This is a genomic window from Phaeodactylibacter xiamenensis (genome assembly GCF_965229835.1).
Taxonomy (GTDB): domain Bacteria; phylum Bacteroidota; class Bacteroidia; order Chitinophagales; family Saprospiraceae; genus Phaeodactylibacter; species Phaeodactylibacter xiamenensis.
Genome location: NZ_OZ245931.1, coordinates 419,812 through 439,569, shown reverse-complemented (window position 1 = coordinate 439,569; position 19,758 = coordinate 419,812). Strand labels below are relative to the sequence as shown.

At 50.1% G+C, this 19,758-nt stretch carries 15 protein-coding genes and 1 pseudogene; 14 read left to right on the top strand and 2 right to left on the bottom strand.

The annotated features are described in order from the left end of the window. Window positions 1–57 precede the first annotated feature (57 nt). Together murQ and ACO08I_RS01545 are read right to left on the bottom strand one after the other, a co-directional pair. On the bottom strand, window positions 58–864 hold the full coding sequence (gene murQ, locus ACO08I_RS01550) for an N-acetylmuramic acid 6-phosphate etherase (protein ID WP_421948261.1): 807 nt from the start codon (window positions 862–864) through the stop codon (window positions 58–60). Between the two features lie 55 nt (window positions 865–919). Continuing rightward, complete coding sequence (locus ACO08I_RS01545) at window positions 920–1,843, bottom strand: hydroxypyruvate isomerase family protein (protein ID WP_345894615.1); 924 nt, start codon at window positions 1,841–1,843, stop codon at window positions 920–922. A gap of 189 nt (window positions 1,844–2,032) precedes the next feature. On the opposite strand from ACO08I_RS01545, the gene ACO08I_RS01540 reads away from it, so the two are divergent. The 14 genes and pseudogenes from ACO08I_RS01540 to ACO08I_RS01475 all read left to right on the top strand — a co-directional run bounded on the left by ACO08I_RS01540 (window position 2,033) and on the right by ACO08I_RS01475 (window position 19,721). Next, window positions 2,033–2,899 carry a glycosyltransferase gene (locus tag ACO08I_RS01540; protein WP_282776824.1) on the top strand — a complete coding sequence of 289 codons (867 nt, stop codon included), beginning with the start codon at window positions 2,033–2,035 and terminating at the stop codon, window positions 2,897–2,899. A 60-nt stretch (window positions 2,900–2,959) separates the two neighbouring features. After that, window positions 2,960–4,135: a glycosyltransferase family 4 protein gene (locus ACO08I_RS01535; RefSeq protein ID WP_044226233.1), complete on the top strand. Its 1,176-nt coding sequence runs from the start codon at window positions 2,960–2,962 to the stop codon at window positions 4,133–4,135. 42 nt (window positions 4,136–4,177) lie between these two features. Continuing rightward, window positions 4,178–6,454: an O-antigen ligase family protein gene (locus ACO08I_RS01530; RefSeq protein WP_282776821.1), complete on the top strand. Its 2,277-nt coding sequence runs from the start codon at window positions 4,178–4,180 to the stop codon at window positions 6,452–6,454. Window positions 6,455–6,460: 6 nt separating this feature from the next. Continuing rightward, window positions 6,461–7,270 carry an ABC transporter permease gene (locus ACO08I_RS01525; protein ID WP_282776819.1) on the top strand — a complete coding sequence of 270 codons (810 nt, stop codon included), beginning with the start codon at window positions 6,461–6,463 and terminating at the stop codon, window positions 7,268–7,270. A gap of 3 nt (window positions 7,271–7,273) precedes the next feature. Further along, a complete protein-coding gene (locus ACO08I_RS01520) occupies window positions 7,274–8,407 on the top strand; it encodes a polysaccharide ABC transporter ATP-binding protein (RefSeq protein WP_282776817.1) in 1,134 nt (377 codons plus the stop codon). Further along, the gene (locus ACO08I_RS01515) at window positions 8,400–9,578 is read left to right on the top strand and encodes an SDR family oxidoreductase (RefSeq protein ID WP_282776816.1); all 1,179 of its coding nucleotides are present in this window, start codon (window positions 8,400–8,402) and stop codon (window positions 9,576–9,578) included. The genes ACO08I_RS01520 and ACO08I_RS01515 overlap by 8 nt, the downstream gene beginning before the upstream one ends. Continuing rightward, window positions 9,568–12,003 (top strand): PEP-utilizing enzyme, encoded by a 2,436-nt coding sequence (locus ACO08I_RS01510; protein WP_282776814.1) that lies wholly within the window; start codon window positions 9,568–9,570, stop codon window positions 12,001–12,003. Before ACO08I_RS01515 ends, ACO08I_RS01510 begins: the two co-directional genes overlap by 11 nt. Continuing rightward, window positions 12,000–12,803, top strand: a complete 804-nt coding sequence (locus tag ACO08I_RS01505) for a hypothetical protein (RefSeq protein ID WP_044226223.1) — start codon at window positions 12,000–12,002, stop codon at window positions 12,801–12,803. Before ACO08I_RS01510 ends, ACO08I_RS01505 begins: the two co-directional genes overlap by 4 nt. 12 nt (window positions 12,804–12,815) lie before the next feature. Beyond that, window positions 12,816–13,898, top strand: coding sequence for a UbiA family prenyltransferase (locus tag ACO08I_RS01500; protein WP_282776812.1), 1,083 nt, complete (start codon window positions 12,816–12,818; stop codon window positions 13,896–13,898). 4 nt (window positions 13,899–13,902) lie between these two features. Then, the gene (gene asnB, locus ACO08I_RS01495) at window positions 13,903–15,684 is read left to right on the top strand and encodes an asparagine synthase (glutamine-hydrolyzing) (RefSeq protein ID WP_282776810.1); all 1,782 of its coding nucleotides are present in this window, start codon (window positions 13,903–13,905) and stop codon (window positions 15,682–15,684) included. Further along, complete coding sequence (locus tag ACO08I_RS01490) at window positions 15,672–16,928, top strand: radical SAM protein (protein ID WP_282776808.1); 1,257 nt, start codon at window positions 15,672–15,674, stop codon at window positions 16,926–16,928. The genes asnB and ACO08I_RS01490 overlap by 13 nt, the downstream gene beginning before the upstream one ends. Continuing rightward, a pseudogene (locus ACO08I_RS01485) lies at window positions 16,900–17,424 on the top strand (transglutaminase domain-containing protein); the annotation flags it as partial. The gene ACO08I_RS01490 and the pseudogene ACO08I_RS01485, both read left to right, overlap by 29 nt. Then, on the top strand, window positions 17,425–18,372 hold the full coding sequence (locus tag ACO08I_RS01480) for a hypothetical protein (protein ID WP_421949750.1): 948 nt from the start codon (window positions 17,425–17,427) through the stop codon (window positions 18,370–18,372). Beyond that, complete coding sequence (locus ACO08I_RS01475; RefSeq protein WP_421948260.1) at window positions 18,369–19,721, top strand: hypothetical protein; 1,353 nt, start codon at window positions 18,369–18,371, stop codon at window positions 19,719–19,721. Before ACO08I_RS01480 ends, ACO08I_RS01475 begins: the two co-directional genes overlap by 4 nt. Window positions 19,722–19,758 lie beyond the last annotated feature (37 nt).

The following is a 19,758-nucleotide window of genomic DNA, read 5'->3' as shown; positions in this document are numbered from 1 at the left end:
ACTAAAGTCCACCATTACCTTCACTCCTAAAATGATAATTATCAGATAAAAAACTGATTATTGACGGGCTGCTTCAATGGCCTTACGCACACTGCCGTGCTCCAGCAAGAGGGCTTTGGCGTCATCGTAAGTACCGCCTACGGTATTTTTGATAATCTTGGTGCCCCGGTCCACCAGCTTTTGGTTGCTCAGCTGCATGTCCACCATTTTATTGTCAACCACCCGCCCCAGGCCAATCATTACGGTGGTGGAGATCATATTCAGGACAAGTTTTTGGGCGGTGCCTGCCTTCATGCGCGTACTACCCGTTACAAACTCAGGCCCCACGATAACTTCCAGCGGATAATCGGCGTAAGCGCTAACCGGTGCGTCAGGGTTGCAAGTGATACAGCCTGTCAGTATCCCATGTTTCTGGCACTCTTTAAGCCCATGTACTACATAGGGGGTGATACCTGAGGCCGCAATTCCAATAACCGTATCCTGATCATTGACGAAGTATTCTTCCAAATCTTTCCAGGCCTGTGTTTCGCTGTCTTCGGCAAATTCGACAGCGTTGCGGATGGCGTGGTCTCCCCCGGCAATCAGCCCAATGACCCAATCGGGCGGCACCCCATAGGTGGGTGGGCATTCAGAGGCATCCAAAATCCCCAACCGGCCGCTTGTGCCTGCGCCGATATAGAATAGACGGCCGCCCTGTTTCATGCGCTCCAGGATGGCTTCGACCAGTTCGGTTAGCCTGGGTATTACACCTTGTACGGCGAGGTGAACTTTGGCGTCTTCTTCATTGATGTGCGTAAGGATTTCCTTTACCGGCATCTTTTCAAGGTGCCGGTAAAGGGAAGGTTCTTCGGTTACTTTTTGCATGCGCGTGTTTGATGATTTGCGCTAAAGTTAGAAAAACCTCTGCATTCTCCGCGGATTAATCTTCCTCTACTACTACGTCAACCGACCGATAAGCATCGATGACCGCCTGCTCGCCCTCTTTACCAGGCTTGGAGTTGCCATGCTCCATGCCGAGAATGCCGTTAAAGCCGCGTCCATGGATGTACTTAAAAATATTGGTATAGTTAATTTCACCCGTAGTCGGCTCGTTGCGCCCGGGGTTATCGCCAATCTGGAAGTAAGCGATCTCCTCCCAGCACTTTTCGATATTAGGCAACAGGTTGCCCTCCTGAATCTGCTGATGGTAAATGTCAAACAGAATTTTGCAGGCCGGGCTGTCCACCGCTTTGCAGATTTGGTAGGCCTGGGCGGCTTTGCTGAGGAATAGCCCCGGATGGTTGTAGAAGTTGAGGGGCTCCAGCACCATCACCAGGCCATGGGGCTCTAAAATCGCAGAGGCTTGCTTCAGGCTTTCAAGCACATTGGCTGTTTGGTAGCCCATATCCTGCCGCATATCGACCAAGCCAGGCACGACGGTCATCCAGGTCGCGTTGACCCGTTTGGCTACTTCCACACTTTCTTCGACCTCTTTGAGAAAAACCTGCCGCTTCTCTTCATCGCCGCTGGCCAGGTTGGCATCATTCCAGGCTATATTATGGGCAACGAATACCCCCATTTGCATGCCCCGGCTTTCCATCGCCTTCGCCATCGCCTTTTGGAGTTCAACCGGCTTCTTCTTCATGCCGTTGTCTTCAAAAGCCGTGAAACCCTGATCTGCCATAAAGTGTAGCTGCGCTACCGGGTCTTTCCCTGCAGTCTCGGCAAACATGCCCAGGTGGGGAGCATATTTCAAGTTGAACGGTTGATTATCACGCCGGTCCGTACCAGCAAAACTATGAGTGCCTGCAGCCATAGCTCCGGCTGCAAGCCCGGCCTTCTGAATAAATCCTCTTCTGTCCATCATGGTTTTGTTTTCCGTTTTGTTGGTCATGATTAAGCCCTTAATTTAGGGATAAAGCGGGAACAATTTATAGCAATAGCGAGGTAAAACCTAACTGTTATGCCCACAAATACCTCCAGCCTGAAAATGAAATCAGGGCAAAATGTCTATATTGCAAGACTTTCAGACAAATCTCGAGCAAACCTATTCATGAGAGCGGATAACAAGGTGGTTCATGGGCTGTGGATAGGGGAAAAACTGACCCCCCTGGAGATCCTTTGCATTAAATCCTTCCAAGCGCAGGGGCATACGTTTTGTTTGTGGATTTACAATGACCTTGTCACTCCTCCACCTGCGGGCACTGTGGTATGTGATGGGAGGCAAATACTGCCCCGTGATGCTATTTTCCGTTACATTGACGGAAATGAATTTGGGCACGGCAAAGGCAGCCTTGCCGGCTTTTCGGATATCTTCCGGTACAAGCTACTGTATGAGCATGGCGGATGGTGGACGGACATGGATATCACCTGCCTGAAACCGCTTGACTTCCAGAATGCCTATGCATTCAGAGAACATGATGTGCTGCCTGTTGTCGGTAACCTCATGAAGTGCCCCAAAGGAAGCCCACTGATGGAATGGTGCTATCAACGGGCACGGGAACAGGTTGATGCCTGGAATACCGATTGGCTCCTGCCCATCCGCATCTTGAATGAGGGCATTTCCCAGTTCGGCCTGAATGACTGCATTCACTCTATCACCAATCCAGATCGATGGGAGGTTGTGGATTGTTACCGCGAACAGCAATTGCGGCCAGCTCCTCAGTGGTATGCATTTCACTGGATGAACGAAGAATGGAGAAGCAAGGCCTTGTCGAAAAACAAGGTCCGGGCCCAGAGCTATCTGGCCAGTCTTTTTCACCGTTATAGTATTGAAATCCAGTTGTTGCCCCGACTACCGCTCCGAACACGCCTGAACCGGCGACTGGCTAAACAGGTGATTCCCTTTCTCCCCCTTTTGGTACGCAGAAAGCTGAAAATACTATTATTCCGGTTTAACAAGCTAATCCCTTCCTCCTGATGCCTAACTATAAAGTTGCACTGTTTTTTTCATCTTTGTTAAAAAAACGCTCGCAAAAGCATGCGTAAATCCGCCCGCAAGACCATTGCGATCCTTTCTAATACCAGCTGGAGTATTTACAACTTTCGCAGGGGGCTTGTCAGGCGGTTGGCCAAGGAAGGATATCAGGTTTTAATTCTTTGCCCGCAGGACCGCTATACGGAGAAACTAAAAAACGAACCCTGCCAATTTATCCCAGTCAAGCTATCCAGGCATAAAGTTAATCCGATTCCCGACCTGCAGTATTCCTTTGAGGTATTTAGGATTTTAAGGCGACATCGCCCGGATTTTTTAATCAGCTATACGGTCAAGCCAAATATCTACGGGCAATTTGCTGCCCGGCTCCTTCGCATCCCACGGTTAGCAGTGGTGACAGGCCTGGGCTACCTGTTTATCCGCCGAAATTGGAAAACGGTATTGGTAAAGTGGCTGTATAAGCATAGTTTTAAAGGTGCAAAAAAGGTATGGTTTTTAAATAAAGACGATCAGTCCTGTTTTTTGACAGAGGGTGTAGTTTCGCCCGCCCAGGCAGCCTATCTGCCCGGGGAAGGCGTAGATACCGGCTATTTCAAACCTAACCCGGTGCGGCCTGCAACAAGCTCCGCTCTCTGTTTTGTTTATGCCGGGCGCCTGATCAAAGAGAAAGGGGTTCCTGAATTTGTACAAGCCGCCCAAATCCTCAAACCCAGCTATCCTGAGGTGGAATTTCAAATTGCAGGCTTTTTAGAGAAGGACGCACCTGGCGCGATTAGTGCAGCTGATATTGTAACCTGGGAAAAAACAGGGGCCGTAAATTACCAGGGGGCCAAGGAAGACATTCGTCCTATCCTGGCCGAAGCCCATTGTGTAGTGCTCCCGACCTATTATCGGGAAGGTGTCCCCAGGATACTCCTGGAGGCTGCAAGTATGGGCATCCCAATAATCGGGACGCCCACTCCAGGCTGCAAGGATATTGTACTTGAGGGCAAAACCGGATTTCTCTGCCAGCCCATGGACCATAAGCAATTAGGGAGAGTTATGGAAAAAGTTATCAGAATGGACGATACCCAGCGGCACCAATTAGGAATAGAAGGCAGAAAAATTGTTCGAGCCTATTTTCAGGAAGAAATAATCATAAACCGTTACCTTCACTTCCTCCAACAGCTATTCGGTGCTACAGCAGAGCCAAAAGATAAAGCTACTTTAAAATTCAACTAAATTCAGCAACCTCAATCTTGCACCGACCAACCCATTGAACGCATGGCTTCTAAACAAAAGCATACGCCTAAATCCTCCCCACTTCTGATTGGCTGGGTAGTTGTGGGGTTGTTTATTAGTGGCTTCATCGTTGACCCGGCTGCCAGGGAGCCTTTTCTGCCAATTCGCCAGTTATTGATTGCCCTGTGGTTAGTGGGCGGTGCAGTCCTGGTTTTCCGTGTACCAGGCTTAAAAGTTGCCTTGCCTCCGGTCACCCGGCTTTTCATAGGGCTCAGCTTGGCTTTTCTGGGCTGGAATATCTTAAGTATATCCTGGAGCATTAATCCAACTGAGGCAGTTCTCGCTTCTAACCGGGTACTGCTGCAGGTAAGCCTTTGTGCCTTTTTTATTATAACTGCCCCGCTATTGCTGGAACGGCTGGGCCTGCTTGCGCGTATCCTTGCAGTGTACCTCTGCTTTTTGAGTGTGCTTAGCATTTTGCAGTACCTGGGCTGGACCAACTTCCCAATAGAGAGCAGCAGTCCGCCTGCGGGTTTGTCGGGTAACAGAAACCTGCTGGGGTCCATCCTGGTTATCCTTCTGCCCTGGGCACTTTACCTATTCTTTTTGGGGCAGCGGTATTGGAGTATTGCTGGCCTAATAGGTTTAGGGGCCGGTGTTATTGCGCTGCTGCTTTCGCAAACCCGTTCAGCTTGGGTGGCTTCTTTCGTCGCTTTTTCTGCTATTCAGATACTTTTGATGCTTCGGCGGAGCACTTTGTCTCCTGAATTGAAAGCGAGATGGAAACTTGTGAACTTATCGGTAGCAGGGGCCGTAGTGATGCTCGCGGGTTTGCTGGCAATAAGTGGGCAAGGCAATCAACTAAAGAATAACCTCCTAAATCGATTCTCCACGCTGGTTCAGGTTCCTGATGTTGATGATCAAGCTGAAAACGAGGCAGAACGCAACATTTTGGACCGATTACACCTTTGGCAACACACCACCGAACTGATAAAAGACCACCCCGTAAAAGGAGTAGGTGCCGGAAATTGGAAAGTCCGCTTTCCGGAATACGGAGGGAGCAGCGCACCCCGCTTCGAGGAAAAAGACAAACTCCGCGTTCGCCCTCACAACGAATACCTGAGCATTGCAAGTGAACTGGGCCTGGTAGGTCTGGCCCTTTTTGTCTTGCTTTTGGCAACGCTAGCCTACCAATCTTTTCAGCTTCTTTTGAAAGCCCGGACGGAGCAGGGGATCATTCTCAACATCCTACTTATTGGAGTTGGTCTCGGGCTGGCTGTAGACTTTCTGTTTAGCTTTCCCCTGGAGCGGATGAGCCATAGTTATCTTATTGCGTTAAATATTGGATTGGCGCTTCAGGGATCCAAAAGCAGTTCTACCCGCAAAGCCCGACCGGGCGTCTGGGCGGTGCTCCTGGGGCTTGGCGCACTGGCCGCTTTGGCAATAAGTTACTACAACTGGCAGGCGAACCGCAGTTTCCATCAGTTGCTGCGGGCTGAAGTCAGTGGGCAGTGGGACAAGGCCGTCTCCATCAGCCTGGAAACCGAGCAGATGCCATTGACGAGCCTGGACCCGCTTGGCGATCCTGTTGAATGGCATTCAGCAAATGCCTTAAAGCAAGTGGGCAAAAGTGAGGCAGCGTTGGAAAAAATTGAGGATGCGATCGAGGCGCACCCGAACAGCCATCGGATTTGGAACACAAAGGCTGCCATTATGATACAGGAGGAGCAATTTCAGGAAGCCATAGAACCGCTAAATCGTGCGCTTACGTTGGCATCAGATTATGAGCCAGCCCTCTCCAACCTGGGTTATGCTTTCTACCGGACCGACCAATTCGAGGCGGCTGTCACTACCTTACTAAAGCTCGATCTGGAAAAGCATGCTAAAGTCCTTCCCGTCATTTGGGATGCCGGGCAGCGGATGGAACGCTCCTGGTTGGGCAGCAGCCCTTTTTACCAGGCAGGCTTGAACGCGCTGAAGCCCCCTACTCCACTCCCTATGGTACAATGGCCGGCGCAAATGCGGCAGCTTCAGCACCAGTTTGAATCAGAGAAAGCCTTCGTTGTCCAATACTTTGAGACACTGGGCCATTATGCGATGCTGAAAGCCTGGTCTGAAAAGCAGCCCCCCGAAGCCGTCATGGGCTTAAATGCGGCCTTACAGGAGCTTTACGAAAACCTGGCGCAGCAAGAAGACTATGCGGCCCTTGCAGATCGAGTCATTCAGAACCACCACACAGCAACTCTGCAAAAAATCCGGCAATTAACCAAAGATGAAATCATCACCGTAGGCGCAGTCCTGGTCCCATTACCAATTTAGGCTCACATGCACATTATCAACAACAAGCCTAAGCCATTTTCTCAGGAGCTAAAGACCGTTTGGCGGGCATTACCCATCGCTATGGTCTTCGCAAAACGAGCGATCCGGATTAAGTACAGCCATACCGCACTGGGCTTACTGTGGGTTATTGTGCCTATTGCGGCCTATGTGGTGATCTATTCCGTTTTTTTTTCGGTCCTGCTTGAGATCGACACCCGGGAAACGCCCTATCCGCTGATTGCCTTTTCAGGCCTGTTGGGCTGGAACTATTTTAAGGATATCATTCATAATGTAGGCCCTTCGCTGCATCAGGAAGGCGAATACCTGAAAAAGAATGTATTGCCTAAGTTTATCATTCCACTGTACAAAAGCTTACTCGGGCTGGTGGAACTGGGCATTTCGCTGGGGCTCTTCTTTATTTTGATGCTCATCTATCGGGAGCCGTTAAGGTTATCCATTTTAATACTGCCCGTACTGATCATCATCAATCAGCTCCTGGGGTTTAGTATAGGGATATGGGTTTGTAATTTGTCCGGCCGAAGAAGGGACGTAGTACACCTGGCCATTTCGGGCCTCAATGTGGCCATTTGGCTGACTCCTGTTTTCTACCTCCCCGGGCTACTCCCGGAAGTTTATGAGCCGTTTTTGTACCTTAATCCCATGACGACATTGATTGGTGCCTACCGCTGGACATTGCTCGGGTTATCTTTCCCGCCGGCCTATGCCTGGGCAGCACTGCTGATTTGGGGAGTGGTATTGGTAGCGGGAATAAGAACCTTCTTCCGGCGGCAGTACGAACTTATTGACTATCTTTAATTAATGATTCAGGTAGATAACCTAGGCAAGAAATTTGGTATTCGGCAGCAATCAAAAGGCCAACCCACTACGGAAAAAGAGGTCTGGGCAATCCGTCAGTTGTCCTTCACCCTGCCCAAAGGGAAAGCTCTGGGGCTTATTGGGCCAAATGGCGCCGGCAAAAGCACCCTTTTGAAAATATTAGCCGGTATTTATCTGCCGACCTGTGGACAAGCCATACTTAGTGGGCAGTCAGGTGCGGTGCTGGACATCGGATCAGGATTCCACCCTGATCTAACGGGAAGAGAGAACATAAAATTTGCAGGCCGCCTGGCCGGATTAACCAAGGAGCAACTCGAAGCGGCTCTGCCAGAAATCATCGCATTCAGTGAGCTGGAGGAACATTTAGACACGCCGGTGAAGTATTATTCTTCCGGCATGTTTTTACGGCTGGCTTTCTCGACGCTCATCCATACCGAATGCGAAATTTTACTTTTTGATGAAGTCCTCGCTGTGGGTGACAGTGCATTTCAGGAAAAGTGTTTTCAAAAAATACAAAGCCTTAAACAGGACGGGAGGACCATGATTATGGCCAGTCATGAACCTGCAAAACTTGCTCAGTTCTGTGATGAGGTCATGGTGATGGCTAATGGGGCATGCCAATTTTTAGGGCCGGCACAGAAGGCGCTGTCTTTCTACAGCAAGCACTTTGCACTTAGCCCCACACCTCAACCACGGGACAGCCGCTACCTGGAGCAGCTGACTTATGAGGGGGCGACTGTAATTGGGGAACTCCCAAATGAGGAGATAGCGGTCACCTTTACCGTAAAACTAAAAGTGAAGTCCCGTCCGCTTACAGTCGCCATAGCCCTTACCGACAGTTTAAACCAACTGCTGTTTAGCGGCCATCAGCCTCTGGTTATGGAGAACGTCAACGCAAACGAGAGCATGGAAGTCCAATGGTCCTTTCCCAAATCACACTTAAACGAGGGCTTGTTTTGGGTCAACTTTTATCTTTTTGAAGAGCAGAACATCGTAGAGCAACTCCCTAAAGTAGGGCAACTGGAAATCCCTCCTTATCAGGACCCCAAACGGAATATCGAAGGAGGGTTCCACGCCATTCATATTGACAGTCAAATTCAGGTGAGCTATGAATAAAATGGTTGTCGCATTAACCGGAGCTACGGGCTTATTGGGTAGTAACATCTTATTTGAGCTCTTAAAACGGTACGAGGGTTCGCCCGGTTCGCTTACGATTTGGGTTTTAGGCCGGGCCGGGAAACAACTTTCCCTGAGGGAGCGTATCCGGCAATTGTTAGCCAATGATGGCGCCCACTACCTAAACATGCCGGACACGGCCCCATTGCTTGAGTGCATTCGAACTGTAGACTGCCACCTGGGCCAGCCAAACCTGGGAATATCGGAAGACAGCTTCAGGAAGATGAAAAAAGAGCCCCCGCATTTATTTATCCACGCAGCGGCAGCTTTGGACTTTCGGGATCAGGCAGCGGTCCTGGATTTACTGCAAAAAATTAACGTAGAGGGGACACAGCAGGCCCTGAATCTTGCGGAAGCGCTGGGCACTCCCGGCTTTGCCATGATCAGTACCGCTTACGTTTGCGGCATTCGGTCAGGGGTGGCCAATCCGAATTTCATGCCTGAGGATCAGCTTTTCAGAACCCCCTACGAGCGTTCTAAGCTGGACGGAGAGCGACTGGTCAGGCGTGCCGAACAGGAAGGCCGGTTCCGGCGGGTTTACTTTTTCCGCCCCACAACCATCTGTGGGCGCTTAATTGAGCATCCGGTTGGATACACACCTAAGTTTGATGTCTTTTACGCCTGGCTAGCCTTTTTCCTGAGGCTTAAGGCGCGGCAATTAGGCCGTATGGACTATGAAACGCCAGCTAAGATTGACATTCGTGTGGCGCTGAAACCAGGATCAGGCCTAAATATTATCCCGGTAGATTATGCAGCCAAAGCTTTAGTGGAAATCAGCCTCCAACAGCCTCCTTCTAACGCCTTCCATTTGGCTTCGCCTTACCTGACCGATAATTATGAGGACCTTCCTGCCCTCTTAAAGTTCATCAATGTCCATCTACCCACGTTTGTCGAAGAGATGCCCCCTGCACTTAACACCCTGGAATACCTTTACTACCATAGGTCGGTAGGGAAAATCTATGACCCTTACATTAGCAAAAACGTGCCGGACTTTTCACTGGATTCACTGCACCAACACCTCCCCACCGGCTTCCCCGAGTGCCCAGCGGTGAAAGGTACTGTAATGACTCAGCTGCTAAAATTTGCAAAAAAGCATGACTTTGGACTCTAGAGCCTGCTTCCGGATTGGCGAAGGCCAGCTAAACCCCTCCCAATGTGGTGCCAAAGCTTTCCGGCAGCATGAGCTCAAACGTTTAGGGTTCCTGGTCCCCGATGGACTTATCCTGACGTATGACCAGGTTGACCACTGGGCAGCTGCCTGTCAGCTTTCCCAACGTGACACCTACGCTACTGCACTTAAGCGCATCAGAGGTGCTGATCAAGGCAATGATTTTCTAGCGGCCGTCCTTAGTGCCCTCCCGGGGAAAGGGCCATTAATATTGAGAACAGCAGCGGCAACAGAAGACCGCCCGGACGGGACAATGGCCGGCCAGTTTGTCTCACGCCCCGGCATCCATACTACCGAGGACCTTCAGGAAGCGCTGGCAGCGGCATGGGCTGCTGCGGCAAGCCGGTCCTCTGCGCCGCTCCGGCTGTCGTTTTTGGTGCAGGAATATATTCAAACCGAGTATGGTGGCGTGGCCTTCACGGTTTCACCTACAGCACCTAAAGCGTCCGAAATAATAATGGAGGTTATTGAGGGAAGTTGCGCTCAACTCACAGGCGGAGCATCTCCGGATGCCAGGCTCACTTTTGACTGGAGAAACCAAACACTGGACAAGCCCTTCCCGGGCCATTTATCCAGGTTAGTTAGCAATGACCAAATCACTCAATTGGGCAATACTTTTCTCGACCTGCAAAAGCACTTTGGATGCCCACAGGATATCGAATGGGGCGTTTGCAAAGGCGTACTGTATATATTTCAGTCAAGGCCCATCACCCGCATTGCTTTTTCGGCTGATACCATCTGGACGAATGCCAACTTCCGGGATGGTGGCATTGGGGCAGATATGCCTTCTCCGTTGATGTGGAGTTTGTATCAAATGACCTTTGACCAATCCATTGATGCTTTTTCAAAGCGCTACCACATTACGCCCGATACCCCGCCAAAAGCCTGGTCCCGCACCTTCCTGGGCTACCCGTACTGGAACCTTGCTGCAACCAAAAGCGGTGCCCGAAAAGTGTTGGGTTACGTGGAACGTCAATTTGACCAAGGCCAGGGCGTCACCCCCTACTACGAGGGCGATGGAGAAGTGTCTAAGCTGACCCCAAGGCGGCTTTTCACGTCTCTCAAAGCGCTCCTTGCCATTCGAAAGTCGATAAAATCCCGTTTCAAGGTATGCCAGCAAACGAAAGCCTACTTTGAAAAGATAGCCAGCACGGAATTGGTAACGCCCCCTGATGAGCAGAGTGCCACGGCAGACCTGGTGCTTTATTTCGAGCGGTTGGTTACGCAACATCTGATGTACATCTATACCCGCTACTGGGAGATCATTTATGACAACACCTTTGTCAGTACATTCACACAACAAGCACTAGACCGTTACAACCGTAAAACAGGTTCCAATCTTGAGTTCCCGGCAGTTACAGCTAACCTCGAAAATGTGGCGCACCTACGACCGCTGGAAGCGCTTCTGGAATTAGGACAGGGTATTTTATCTGATGACGCCGCCCATGCCTGGTGGACTGCCCATTCAGTAGAGGAAATATTCGAAACCTGGTATAATGGCTCCCCCTTTCCTTTTCAGGATCAACTCAAGGATTACCTGACGGATTATGGCTACAAAAGCTCCCGCGAACTGGAAATCCAGGCTCCAAACTGGTCGGAAGACCCTACCCCTGTTTTTCATGTCCTACGACAATTCCTGGCTGGTGCTTTTTCCGCCTCAGCTAAGCCGCATACACCCTGGCACAGCGACCGCTCACTCCCCCACAAGTTTAAGAGGCAGATAGAACAGCAGCGAAAACTACTTTGGTGGAAAGAGGAAATCCGGGACATCACCACCCAACTGTTCCACTATATCCGCAAATCTGTCATTGCGCTGGGCCAACGACTGGAAAAAGAGGGGATTTTGCCTAACGCCGAAGATGCTTTCTTTCTTACCCATCAGGAGCTCATCTGCCTGGGTAAAATGGGAACCGTAACGGCGGACTACCGGGAGCGAATTGTGTACCGGCGCAACCTTCAGGCGAGTTTCAGAAATTTTCAAAAACCAGATCTTATTTTTCCTGACCCGGCAGAGCATAGGACCACAACCGTAGGGTACTCTGGTTTGAAAGGCATTGGAGTCTGCCATGGCAAGGTGGAAGGGGTTGCTGTTATCGTTAGTGAAATCAATGATTATTTTGACCCCAGCACTCTTGATGGCAGGATCCTTGTCACCCCCTATATCAACCCAGGACACCTTCCCTACTTTTCTAACCTCAAAGGCCTGATTACTGAAAACGGCGGTTTGCTTTCTCATGCGGCCATCATTTGCAGAGAGCTTAACATCCCTGCTATTTTCGGAGTACCAGACGCAACCCATAAACTCAGAGATAACCCCCGCATTCGACTCAATGGAAAGACTGGGGAAGTTGCTATCTTAGCTGAATGAAGCAGCTTTTTAGCATCGTGGGGACAGATGGTAGCGGAAAGGACTACCGGCTGGCGCAGATTATGGCTAAGGTTGACCCCGGCATTTTCTTTCCGCTGTCCTGTACGGCTTACCACCACTCTGCCTTTTGTGCGAACCCTGCTTTGTCCAGAACGCTGCAACGACTTGGGGAGGAAGCCGACCGGAAATCAGATGCTGCCCTCAAAGGCATCTCCCTCTTTCTCAAGATGCTGCTCTTCGGTCAGGAGCTCCGCCATTTGCAGGAATCGCATCAGGCGAAGGTGGTCCTTTCCACCCGGCATCCGGTTACCGACACCCCGGCTTATGCCCGTTTGTTTATTCAGCAATTGGCCATGAGTGCTGAAGACCGAACCCAGGTCCTTTCCAGGGCACAGTCCTTTCTATCCCCAACAGAGTGGAAGTCGGTGGCAGCACTGCTATCTTTGGTGAAGGACAGGATGAACATGGAGCCAATACCTGATTTCATCGCCCGCACGGCCAGGCTTGACTGGACCGAACAGCTGAAAGTTTATATCCACATTTTTAATATCCCCCTTCCTGAGAGAATTCTTTTCCTGAATCCACCAACAGCGACGATATTGGAACGGCTACAGGCGCGTACAGACCGGGTCCGGGAAACCCATGAGCAAGCGCTTTTTATCCAAACCCTAAACAAATACCTTGAACAAGCCCTAAGTGCCTTATGTGCCTGGAAGCCGGAAATCAAGTTGTATGCCACCCCAAATACAGGGGAGGCACTTGATAATACGATCCGTTCCTTTTTTAGCCTGGACAATTAAAAAGTGAATCCCTTGAGAGCATTTGCCGCTAAAAACAACTGGCTTTTTTCAAAAGTACCAATGGCGTTTGGCTATTGCTATTTGGGATTACTGGTGGCGCCGGGGGAGGTGGGAAACAAAGCAGCCCTGCACTTAGCCACTATGCTCTTTGTTTTTCTGGGAAGCGGGCTCTTCGTCCGCTACTTCAATGACTTTTGCGATATTGATCAGGACCGAAAGGCAGGTAAGCAAAATATTGCCCGGGGTGATCACTCTGCCATTCGCTGGCTCAAGTTATCAGGGTATACCGCCATAATTCCTGTTGCCTTATGGTTTTCGGCTGCCCCATTCCCATTGTATCTGCTGATGGGCGTACAACACTTGCTTTACCTCCTCTATTCCATTCCACCCATTCGGCTAAAAGAAAAAGGCTGGCCAGGGCTGGTCTGTGACGCCGCCTACGGGCACGCTGTCCCTGCTGCCGTTGGCTTTGCCTTTGGGTATACCGCTGGTGCGAAAAGCAGTCCTGAAAGCCTGTGGATACATATAGCTTTTGCGGCCCTGTCCCAGTTCGCGCTGGGCATCATCAATATCCTTTATCACCAGATTGAAGACCATCCGAAAGATAAAAAAGCGGGCGTCCTCACCTGGGTCGCCCTCAAAACGCCAGCCACTGCCCTTAAAATAGGCTTTAACCGGTACGCCCCGCTTGCCCTGGCTTCACTTGGAGGCTTTTACCTGTATTGGGGTATTAATGGCTTTCCGGTTTTAGCCCTCGCCCTTTTATTGACCTTATTCCTAATCTCGGCTGCCTGGTTTAGCAATACCGCGAATCCACCTGCCCGGCACTCCCCCAGGCTTCTGGCTTTAAATGAATTAACAGAAATCTGGGCCCCGCTTTATACCATTACGGCCCTTGTGTTCCAGGATCACAGATTTATTTATTTGCTGTTGCTCCATACGTTTATGTTTTACCGGATTATTTTCCCTTTCGTTTTTTATTACTTCAGACGGTTAGGAAGTGGCCTCCAATGGCTAAGTGGCCAACTGGTTTATTTTTACTACCACAAACTGCTGGTCTTGTACGCCAGATTAAAAAAACGCTTTTTCAGCTAAGACTATGTGCGGAATAATTGGTCAGGTTTCCCTTCAGGCTCCTATTCAGCAACGGCAATTCAATGCCATGCGGGATACCCTTCAGCACAGAGGGCCTGATGGTTTTGGCTCCTGGTTTTCTGAGAATCGTCTCGTTGCGTTAGGCCACCGGAGGCTCTCCTTCCTGGACCTTTCCGACAAGGGCAAGCAGCCTATGACCAATGAAACCGGATCGGTATGGCTGACTTTTAATGGAGAGATTTACAACTATATCCCCCTCAGAGCTGAACTGGAAACAGCAGGGCATCATTTCAGCTCAAAAACGGACTCCGAGGTGCTGCTTCACGCTTATGAGGAATGGGGCACAGGTATGCTCGGCCGGCTAAAAGGGATGTTTGCATTCGGTATCTGGGACGAACACCGAAAGCGGCTTCTAATAGCCCGGGACCGTTTTGGCATCAAACCACTTTACTATGGTTTCCTGAATAATCAATTTTATTTTGCCTCCGAGCTAAAAGCCATCCTCAAAGGGCTGGCCAAACGCCCTGCCCCATCTATGGAGGCGGTGGCTGACTTTTTGGTCTACCGGTATGTCCCCAGTCCGAAGACCATCTGGAAGGGGTTGAAGAAATTGCCGCCAGCCCATTACCTCGATATTTCCTTTGCCTCGGGGTCTCCTGATTTATCCCCCCAATGCTACTGGCAATTGCCAGATCCCAGGCTCAGGCCCACTCCCCGGGAAGCCGTCCATCAGGTACATGAACTTCTATCCGAGTCTGTAGGGCAACACCTGCAAAGCGATGTACCGGTAGGCAGCTTTTTGAGCGGTGGATATGACAGCAGTGCGCTGGTCGCCTACGCCCATAAGCAAGGGAAAGCGCTAGACACCTTTTCGATTGGTTTTGAAGGCTGGGAAAAAAGTGAGGATCAATACGCCCGTCGGGTTGCCGACCATCTCAACCTGCCTCTTCACACCCGATTAGCCGGCCGGGAACAACTCGCTTTGCTGGACCAGCTCGCTTATTTCTACGATGAGCCCCTCGGGGACATTTCTACCATCCCCACATTTATGGTGAGCCAAATGGCCAGTCAGCACCGAAAGGCCGTACTTTCCGGAGAGGGTGCGGATGAGTTATTCGCAGGTTATACCTGGCAAAAGCCCATTGCAGGCCTCAGCACCCTGAGCCGCCTTAAGTATTACCTCCCGGAACAAATTTCCGGAACTAGTATTACCAGCTACTATGCCACTGCCATGGCAATGGGCCGTTTTGACCTGGAGGTATTAAAGGATACGATCCATCCCCGGCTGCACGATCAGCTGCCGGCTTTTCCCGACTGGTTTTATAAAAAGCATACCCGGCAGTACCCTCAATTATTAAAGACGGTTCAAAAGCTAGATATTCAAACCTTTATGGGTGAACTTGTGCTGACCAAGATCGACCGGGCGAGTATGGCGCATGGTTTAGAAGTGCGCGTCCCTTTCCTGGACCACGAATTGGCTGAATACCTATTTTCCCTACATCCGAAAGTATATTACCGGGCCAGCCAGACCAAGTTTTTGCTTTACGAGAACATCAAAAACACCCTGCCGGCAGAAATTTTGAAGCGGCCTAAACAGGGATTTGTAGGGCCAGACTCTTATTATATGGATATTGCATTTTATGCGAATTGTCTGAGGGATGGCCAATTGATTAAATCGGATGTGATTAGCCCGGCAGGCCTTGAACGATTACTACGGGACAAGGATCACTGGCGGCTTTGGAAACTAGTAGTACTCGAAAAATGGTGGCAGCGATGGATGACCTGAAGTCAAATAAGGCTAAAAACGTACCAGCCTTTCTATCCAGTGAGGTTAGGGCGGCATACAACGGGCAACGACCGCCAGCGTTGCAAAAGCGGCTGTGCTTTGCGCCCTTCAGCAGCCTATACTTCTCCAGAAATGGCGATATCCTGGCCTGCTGTTATAACCGAAAGTTCGTTTTGGCACGCTATCCCGCCGACAACCTGCTCGGGGCCTGGTGTGGGGAAGAAGCCCAGAAAATGCGGCAGGCTATGATGGGAAAAGCTCTTCCTGCCGGCTGTTCGAGCTGCCAGGAGCAATTCAAGGCTGCCAATTTCAGCAATGTACTGGCTCGCAACTACGACCGATATGCAAATCTCCCGTTCCCGCAGGCACCCCTGCGACTGGGAACCGCTCTCTTTGCAGCTCCTTTTCCCCGGGCCTTTTTTCAGCAATTAAAAGCTGAGGCTCGTCAATTGAAGTACGGCCGTATCAGGGCTGCCTCCCCTCCGGATATGCCCCGCCTGATGGAATTCGAACTCAGCAATACCTGCAACCTCGAATGTGCATTTTGCTTTGGGGAGTTCAGTTCAAGCATTCGGCGCAACCGGGATCAATTGCCTGCATTCCCGGAACTCTACAATGCTGATTTTGTCGAAGAACTTCAACCCTTTTTACCTCACCTTTGGGAAGCTAAATTCCTGGGGGGAGAACCCTTTCTTATTCCGTTGTACTTCGAAATATGGGCAGCCATCCGAAAGCTCAATCCAGGCATCAGGGTACATATTACCAGTAACGGTACTGTGCTGAATCAAAAAGTAATAGCGGCACTAGAAGGGCTAAAAGTAAGCCTGATCCTGTCCATCGATTCCTTTGAGGAAGATACCTTTGAAAACATTCGGAAGAACGCCAAGTTTGGCCAGGTTATGACCAATCTCCAGTATTTCAGCCGCCTCGCAAGGCAGAAAGGCAGCCGCCTCACACTCGCAGTCAGCCCCTGCATACTCAATGCATGGGAAATCCCAGCAATTGTAGCGCGCTGCAATCAGGAAGGCTGGTATGTACATTTCAACACGGTTTGGTGGCCAGAGGAGTTATCCCTGCGCCGGTTGCCCGTACAGGAATTAGACCGCCTCATCCATCACTATGTACAATTCCGGACACACTTAAATACGAAGGTCAAACGACAAAATGCCAATGCTCTATCGGGTTTGTGCAACCAATTAAAACTGTGGAGTAAAAATGCTGGATCATATTGGACGCAAAAATAGGCAGGCAGCTACGAGGCTTACCTGGTTTTTTATTTTTACAGGCATAACTGCGCTGGTACTTTTCATATCCTCCTGCACCAGTAAGCCACCCCAGGAACAACGGCAGGAAACGTACAGGCTGGACCACCCGGAGCAAACGGTCGTTCACCTGACCAACACCGGACCAGAGGAAAGCCAATTCTTTATCGACATCAACCAGGGATGGTATCTCCAACGCACCCGGGTAGCTCAGCGAATCAAAGCTCAAAATATCGGGCAGGAAGCACAGGCCAGAGCAGCCTGGAGGCTCGTCGCCAAGACCACTCGAAATGCCCACCTCACCAGCGCCCGCTGGCTCCATGCACCAGAGTATCTACTGAATTCGGCCGGATATGGGTTCTGCGACGATATAGCCAGTGCCCTGGCTACTATCTGGCAGGAAATGGGCTTACCGTCCCGCATATGGCACCTGGGAGGACATGTGGTGCCTGAGGTAAACATTGGTGGAAAATGGCAAATGTATGATCCAGACCTCGGATTGTATTATTTGAGCGATGCACAGCAAGTTTTATCCGTAGAGGCCATTGCAGGCGGAGCAGCAAGGTGGGTAACCAATGGTACACAAACGGTAGACCTGCAAAACTTGCCCAGCCCCGTTACCCACCAGGAAAAATTCCTCCGTCCGGAGGATAATCACATCAATAGCTGGTTTTTAGACTCCATACCTGAGGAATCCGGGCAGTTTATTTTAGGGCCGGGTGCCCGCTTATCCTGTTGTGATTATCACCCGGGTTACTTCCCAAACAAGGTAGTGAAGATTTCACTCCCGGCAGGATTCAAAGGGCTCATCAAGACACCCCTGATACTTGTAGATGCAGATGGTTTTACAGCAGAGGTGGAAAGTCAAATTAAAGCCGGTCATTATTTGCTCCCATCCGGGGAAATCTCCATTAGAACCCCGCTGCCGGAACTAAGCCACCTGTACTTTTTAGCCAATCGCCAATGGCCTGCTCTGGAAAATGAAAATTCATTATTCCTGGAGGGGACCAGGCTTCAACAATTGGAAGTCTCTTTTTCTCCTTCAGCCTCTTCTGGGGAATTGGCTGATTTTCATCATATTCCATCCTTTGATTTCAAAGATTACCTCACCTTTCTGTCCATTTGGCCCCAACTGCCGAAAGTACAAAGCCTGGAAAACCTGAAGGCAACTTACCATCGATATCATTCCATTAAGGCAGGAAAAACTATAGACACTCAACTAGATTTTAAACCTCGCTATGAAGCACTGATGGACTTTCTTAAGCAAAATCCGGAATATGAAGAAGTCATTTTAAGTTCTCTTAGTCAACCTGAATTCCTTTATTTTATCCTTGAATATTTTTTAAAGGAGTACCCATCAGTGCAGCTTCCGGGCTTTATTGAACAAACTTATAAATCAGCCATTACCAACCAGCCAGAGCAATGAAGTATGTTTTTGTCGTTTGTGGCGCCGCGCAACATATCCAGGCTTTGCACTTTGCTTTGGGCTTATTGAAGCAGTTTTCCCGAAAGCCGGCTGTGGTGGTGACGGATGCCTCCCGCAATGCCATTCCCATACAGCATAATGAGATCATAGACATCGCAACGCCGCCTCAGTTATCCGCTCACGAAGCTGCAATTTACCTCAAAACGAGCTTGCACCGGCACCTGGATTTCAATAACGACGAAACTTACTGCTACCTCGATTCAGATGTGTTGGCCGTACGGCCGGGTGTAGATGAGATCTTCAACCAGTTTATTCCTCCCATCCGATTTTGCAGTGACCACTGCCGGATGATGGAATTTAGTCCCAGTGCGGTGTATCAGCCTGGCTCAGAGGAGTTGATCTGGAAACAAAAAGAACTGGAAGTACTCCGGCACCGTTACCAGCCGCTGGAGGAAGCACAAAAGGCCGAAGTCGGCGCACATTACGAGCGCATCCAGGCCATCAAAAAAGCATTCAATGCTGCCCAACCGGCACATGCAGGAAAGTTTAAAGACTTTGGCTCCTGTAAGGGCAGGCTTCGGTTACTCCTGGCAAAAACCGCCTTCAAGGCGCTATTTTGGAGCAATTCCGTGCTCACTTTCCCGTTGGAAATCCTGTATCCGGGCATTCGGAAAAAATCATTTGAAAGTCTCCACAAGGCGGTATTTGGAGCACCGTTTGAATTTGACGCCTTTGTCCAGAAACATGGCTACCGTTATGACAAAAAGGAAAGAAAATGGTACGATGAGCAAGGGCAGTTTATATTCGATGAAGCTATTGTCATCCGGGCCATAGAAGCCCAGTCTGCATTTCGCTGGGATGGGCTCACATTATCCTGGCAAGACAGCGAAGGGAGGAAGATCAGTTGGCCCAGCTCTGATGCATTGCGGCAGCTGATTCATCAAAAATTTGGGGTGCACATTAATCAGAAAAACTGGCAGCACTGGAACGGTGGGGTATTTCTGTTCGGCCGGGCATCCATTCCTTTTCTGGAACAGTGGCATGCATGGACCCTTGAAATATTCCATGACCCAAAGTGGAAAACCCGAGACCAAGGAACGCTTATCGCCACCGTTTGGAAGTACGGCCTGGAAAACCACTCTACCCTTCCTATAGAATACAACTTCATTGCAGATTATTACCACCCCCGCATTCAGTATAATGGAGATTTGTCTTTCAGGTTCAGGGGCTCACCAGACTGTATACGCCCTTTTCTCCTTCACATTTACCATCATTTTGGCGATACCAGCTGGCCCCTGTGGCTGGATGTGGAGGACCGGGCCGACCAATCCTTTTCACCAACTGAATAGTGTGGTGCCCTACGGGAAGGATAACAAAATCAGAGCG

Bases quoted from the DNA above. Each gene is read 5' to 3' on its own strand.
- murQ (WP_421948261.1), bottom strand. From the start codon at position 864: ATGCAAAAAGTAACCGAAGAACCTTCCCTTTACCGGCACCTTGAAAAG.
- ACO08I_RS01545 (WP_345894615.1), bottom strand. From the start codon at position 1,843: ATGGACAGAAGAGGATTTATTCAGAAGGCCGGGCTTGCAGCCGGAGCT.
- ACO08I_RS01540 (WP_282776824.1), top strand. From the start codon at position 2,033: ATGAGAGCGGATAACAAGGTGGTTCATGGGCTGTGGATAGGGGAAAAA.
- ACO08I_RS01535 (WP_044226233.1), top strand. From the start codon at position 2,960: ATGCGTAAATCCGCCCGCAAGACCATTGCGATCCTTTCTAATACCAGC.
- ACO08I_RS01530 (WP_282776821.1), top strand. From the start codon at position 4,178: ATGGCTTCTAAACAAAAGCATACGCCTAAATCCTCCCCACTTCTGATT.
- ACO08I_RS01525 (WP_282776819.1), top strand. From the start codon at position 6,461: ATGCACATTATCAACAACAAGCCTAAGCCATTTTCTCAGGAGCTAAAG.
- ACO08I_RS01520 (WP_282776817.1), top strand. From the start codon at position 7,274: ATGATTCAGGTAGATAACCTAGGCAAGAAATTTGGTATTCGGCAGCAA.
- ACO08I_RS01515 (WP_282776816.1), top strand. From the start codon at position 8,400: ATGAATAAAATGGTTGTCGCATTAACCGGAGCTACGGGCTTATTGGGT.
- ACO08I_RS01505 (WP_044226223.1), top strand. From the start codon at position 12,000: ATGAAGCAGCTTTTTAGCATCGTGGGGACAGATGGTAGCGGAAAGGAC.
- asnB (WP_282776810.1), top strand. From the start codon at position 13,903: ATGTGCGGAATAATTGGTCAGGTTTCCCTTCAGGCTCCTATTCAGCAA.
- ACO08I_RS01490 (WP_282776808.1), top strand. From the start codon at position 15,672: ATGGATGACCTGAAGTCAAATAAGGCTAAAAACGTACCAGCCTTTCTA.
- ACO08I_RS01480 (WP_421949750.1), top strand. From the start codon at position 17,425: ATGTATGATCCAGACCTCGGATTGTATTATTTGAGCGATGCACAGCAA.
- ACO08I_RS01475 (WP_421948260.1), top strand. From the start codon at position 18,369: ATGAAGTATGTTTTTGTCGTTTGTGGCGCCGCGCAACATATCCAGGCT.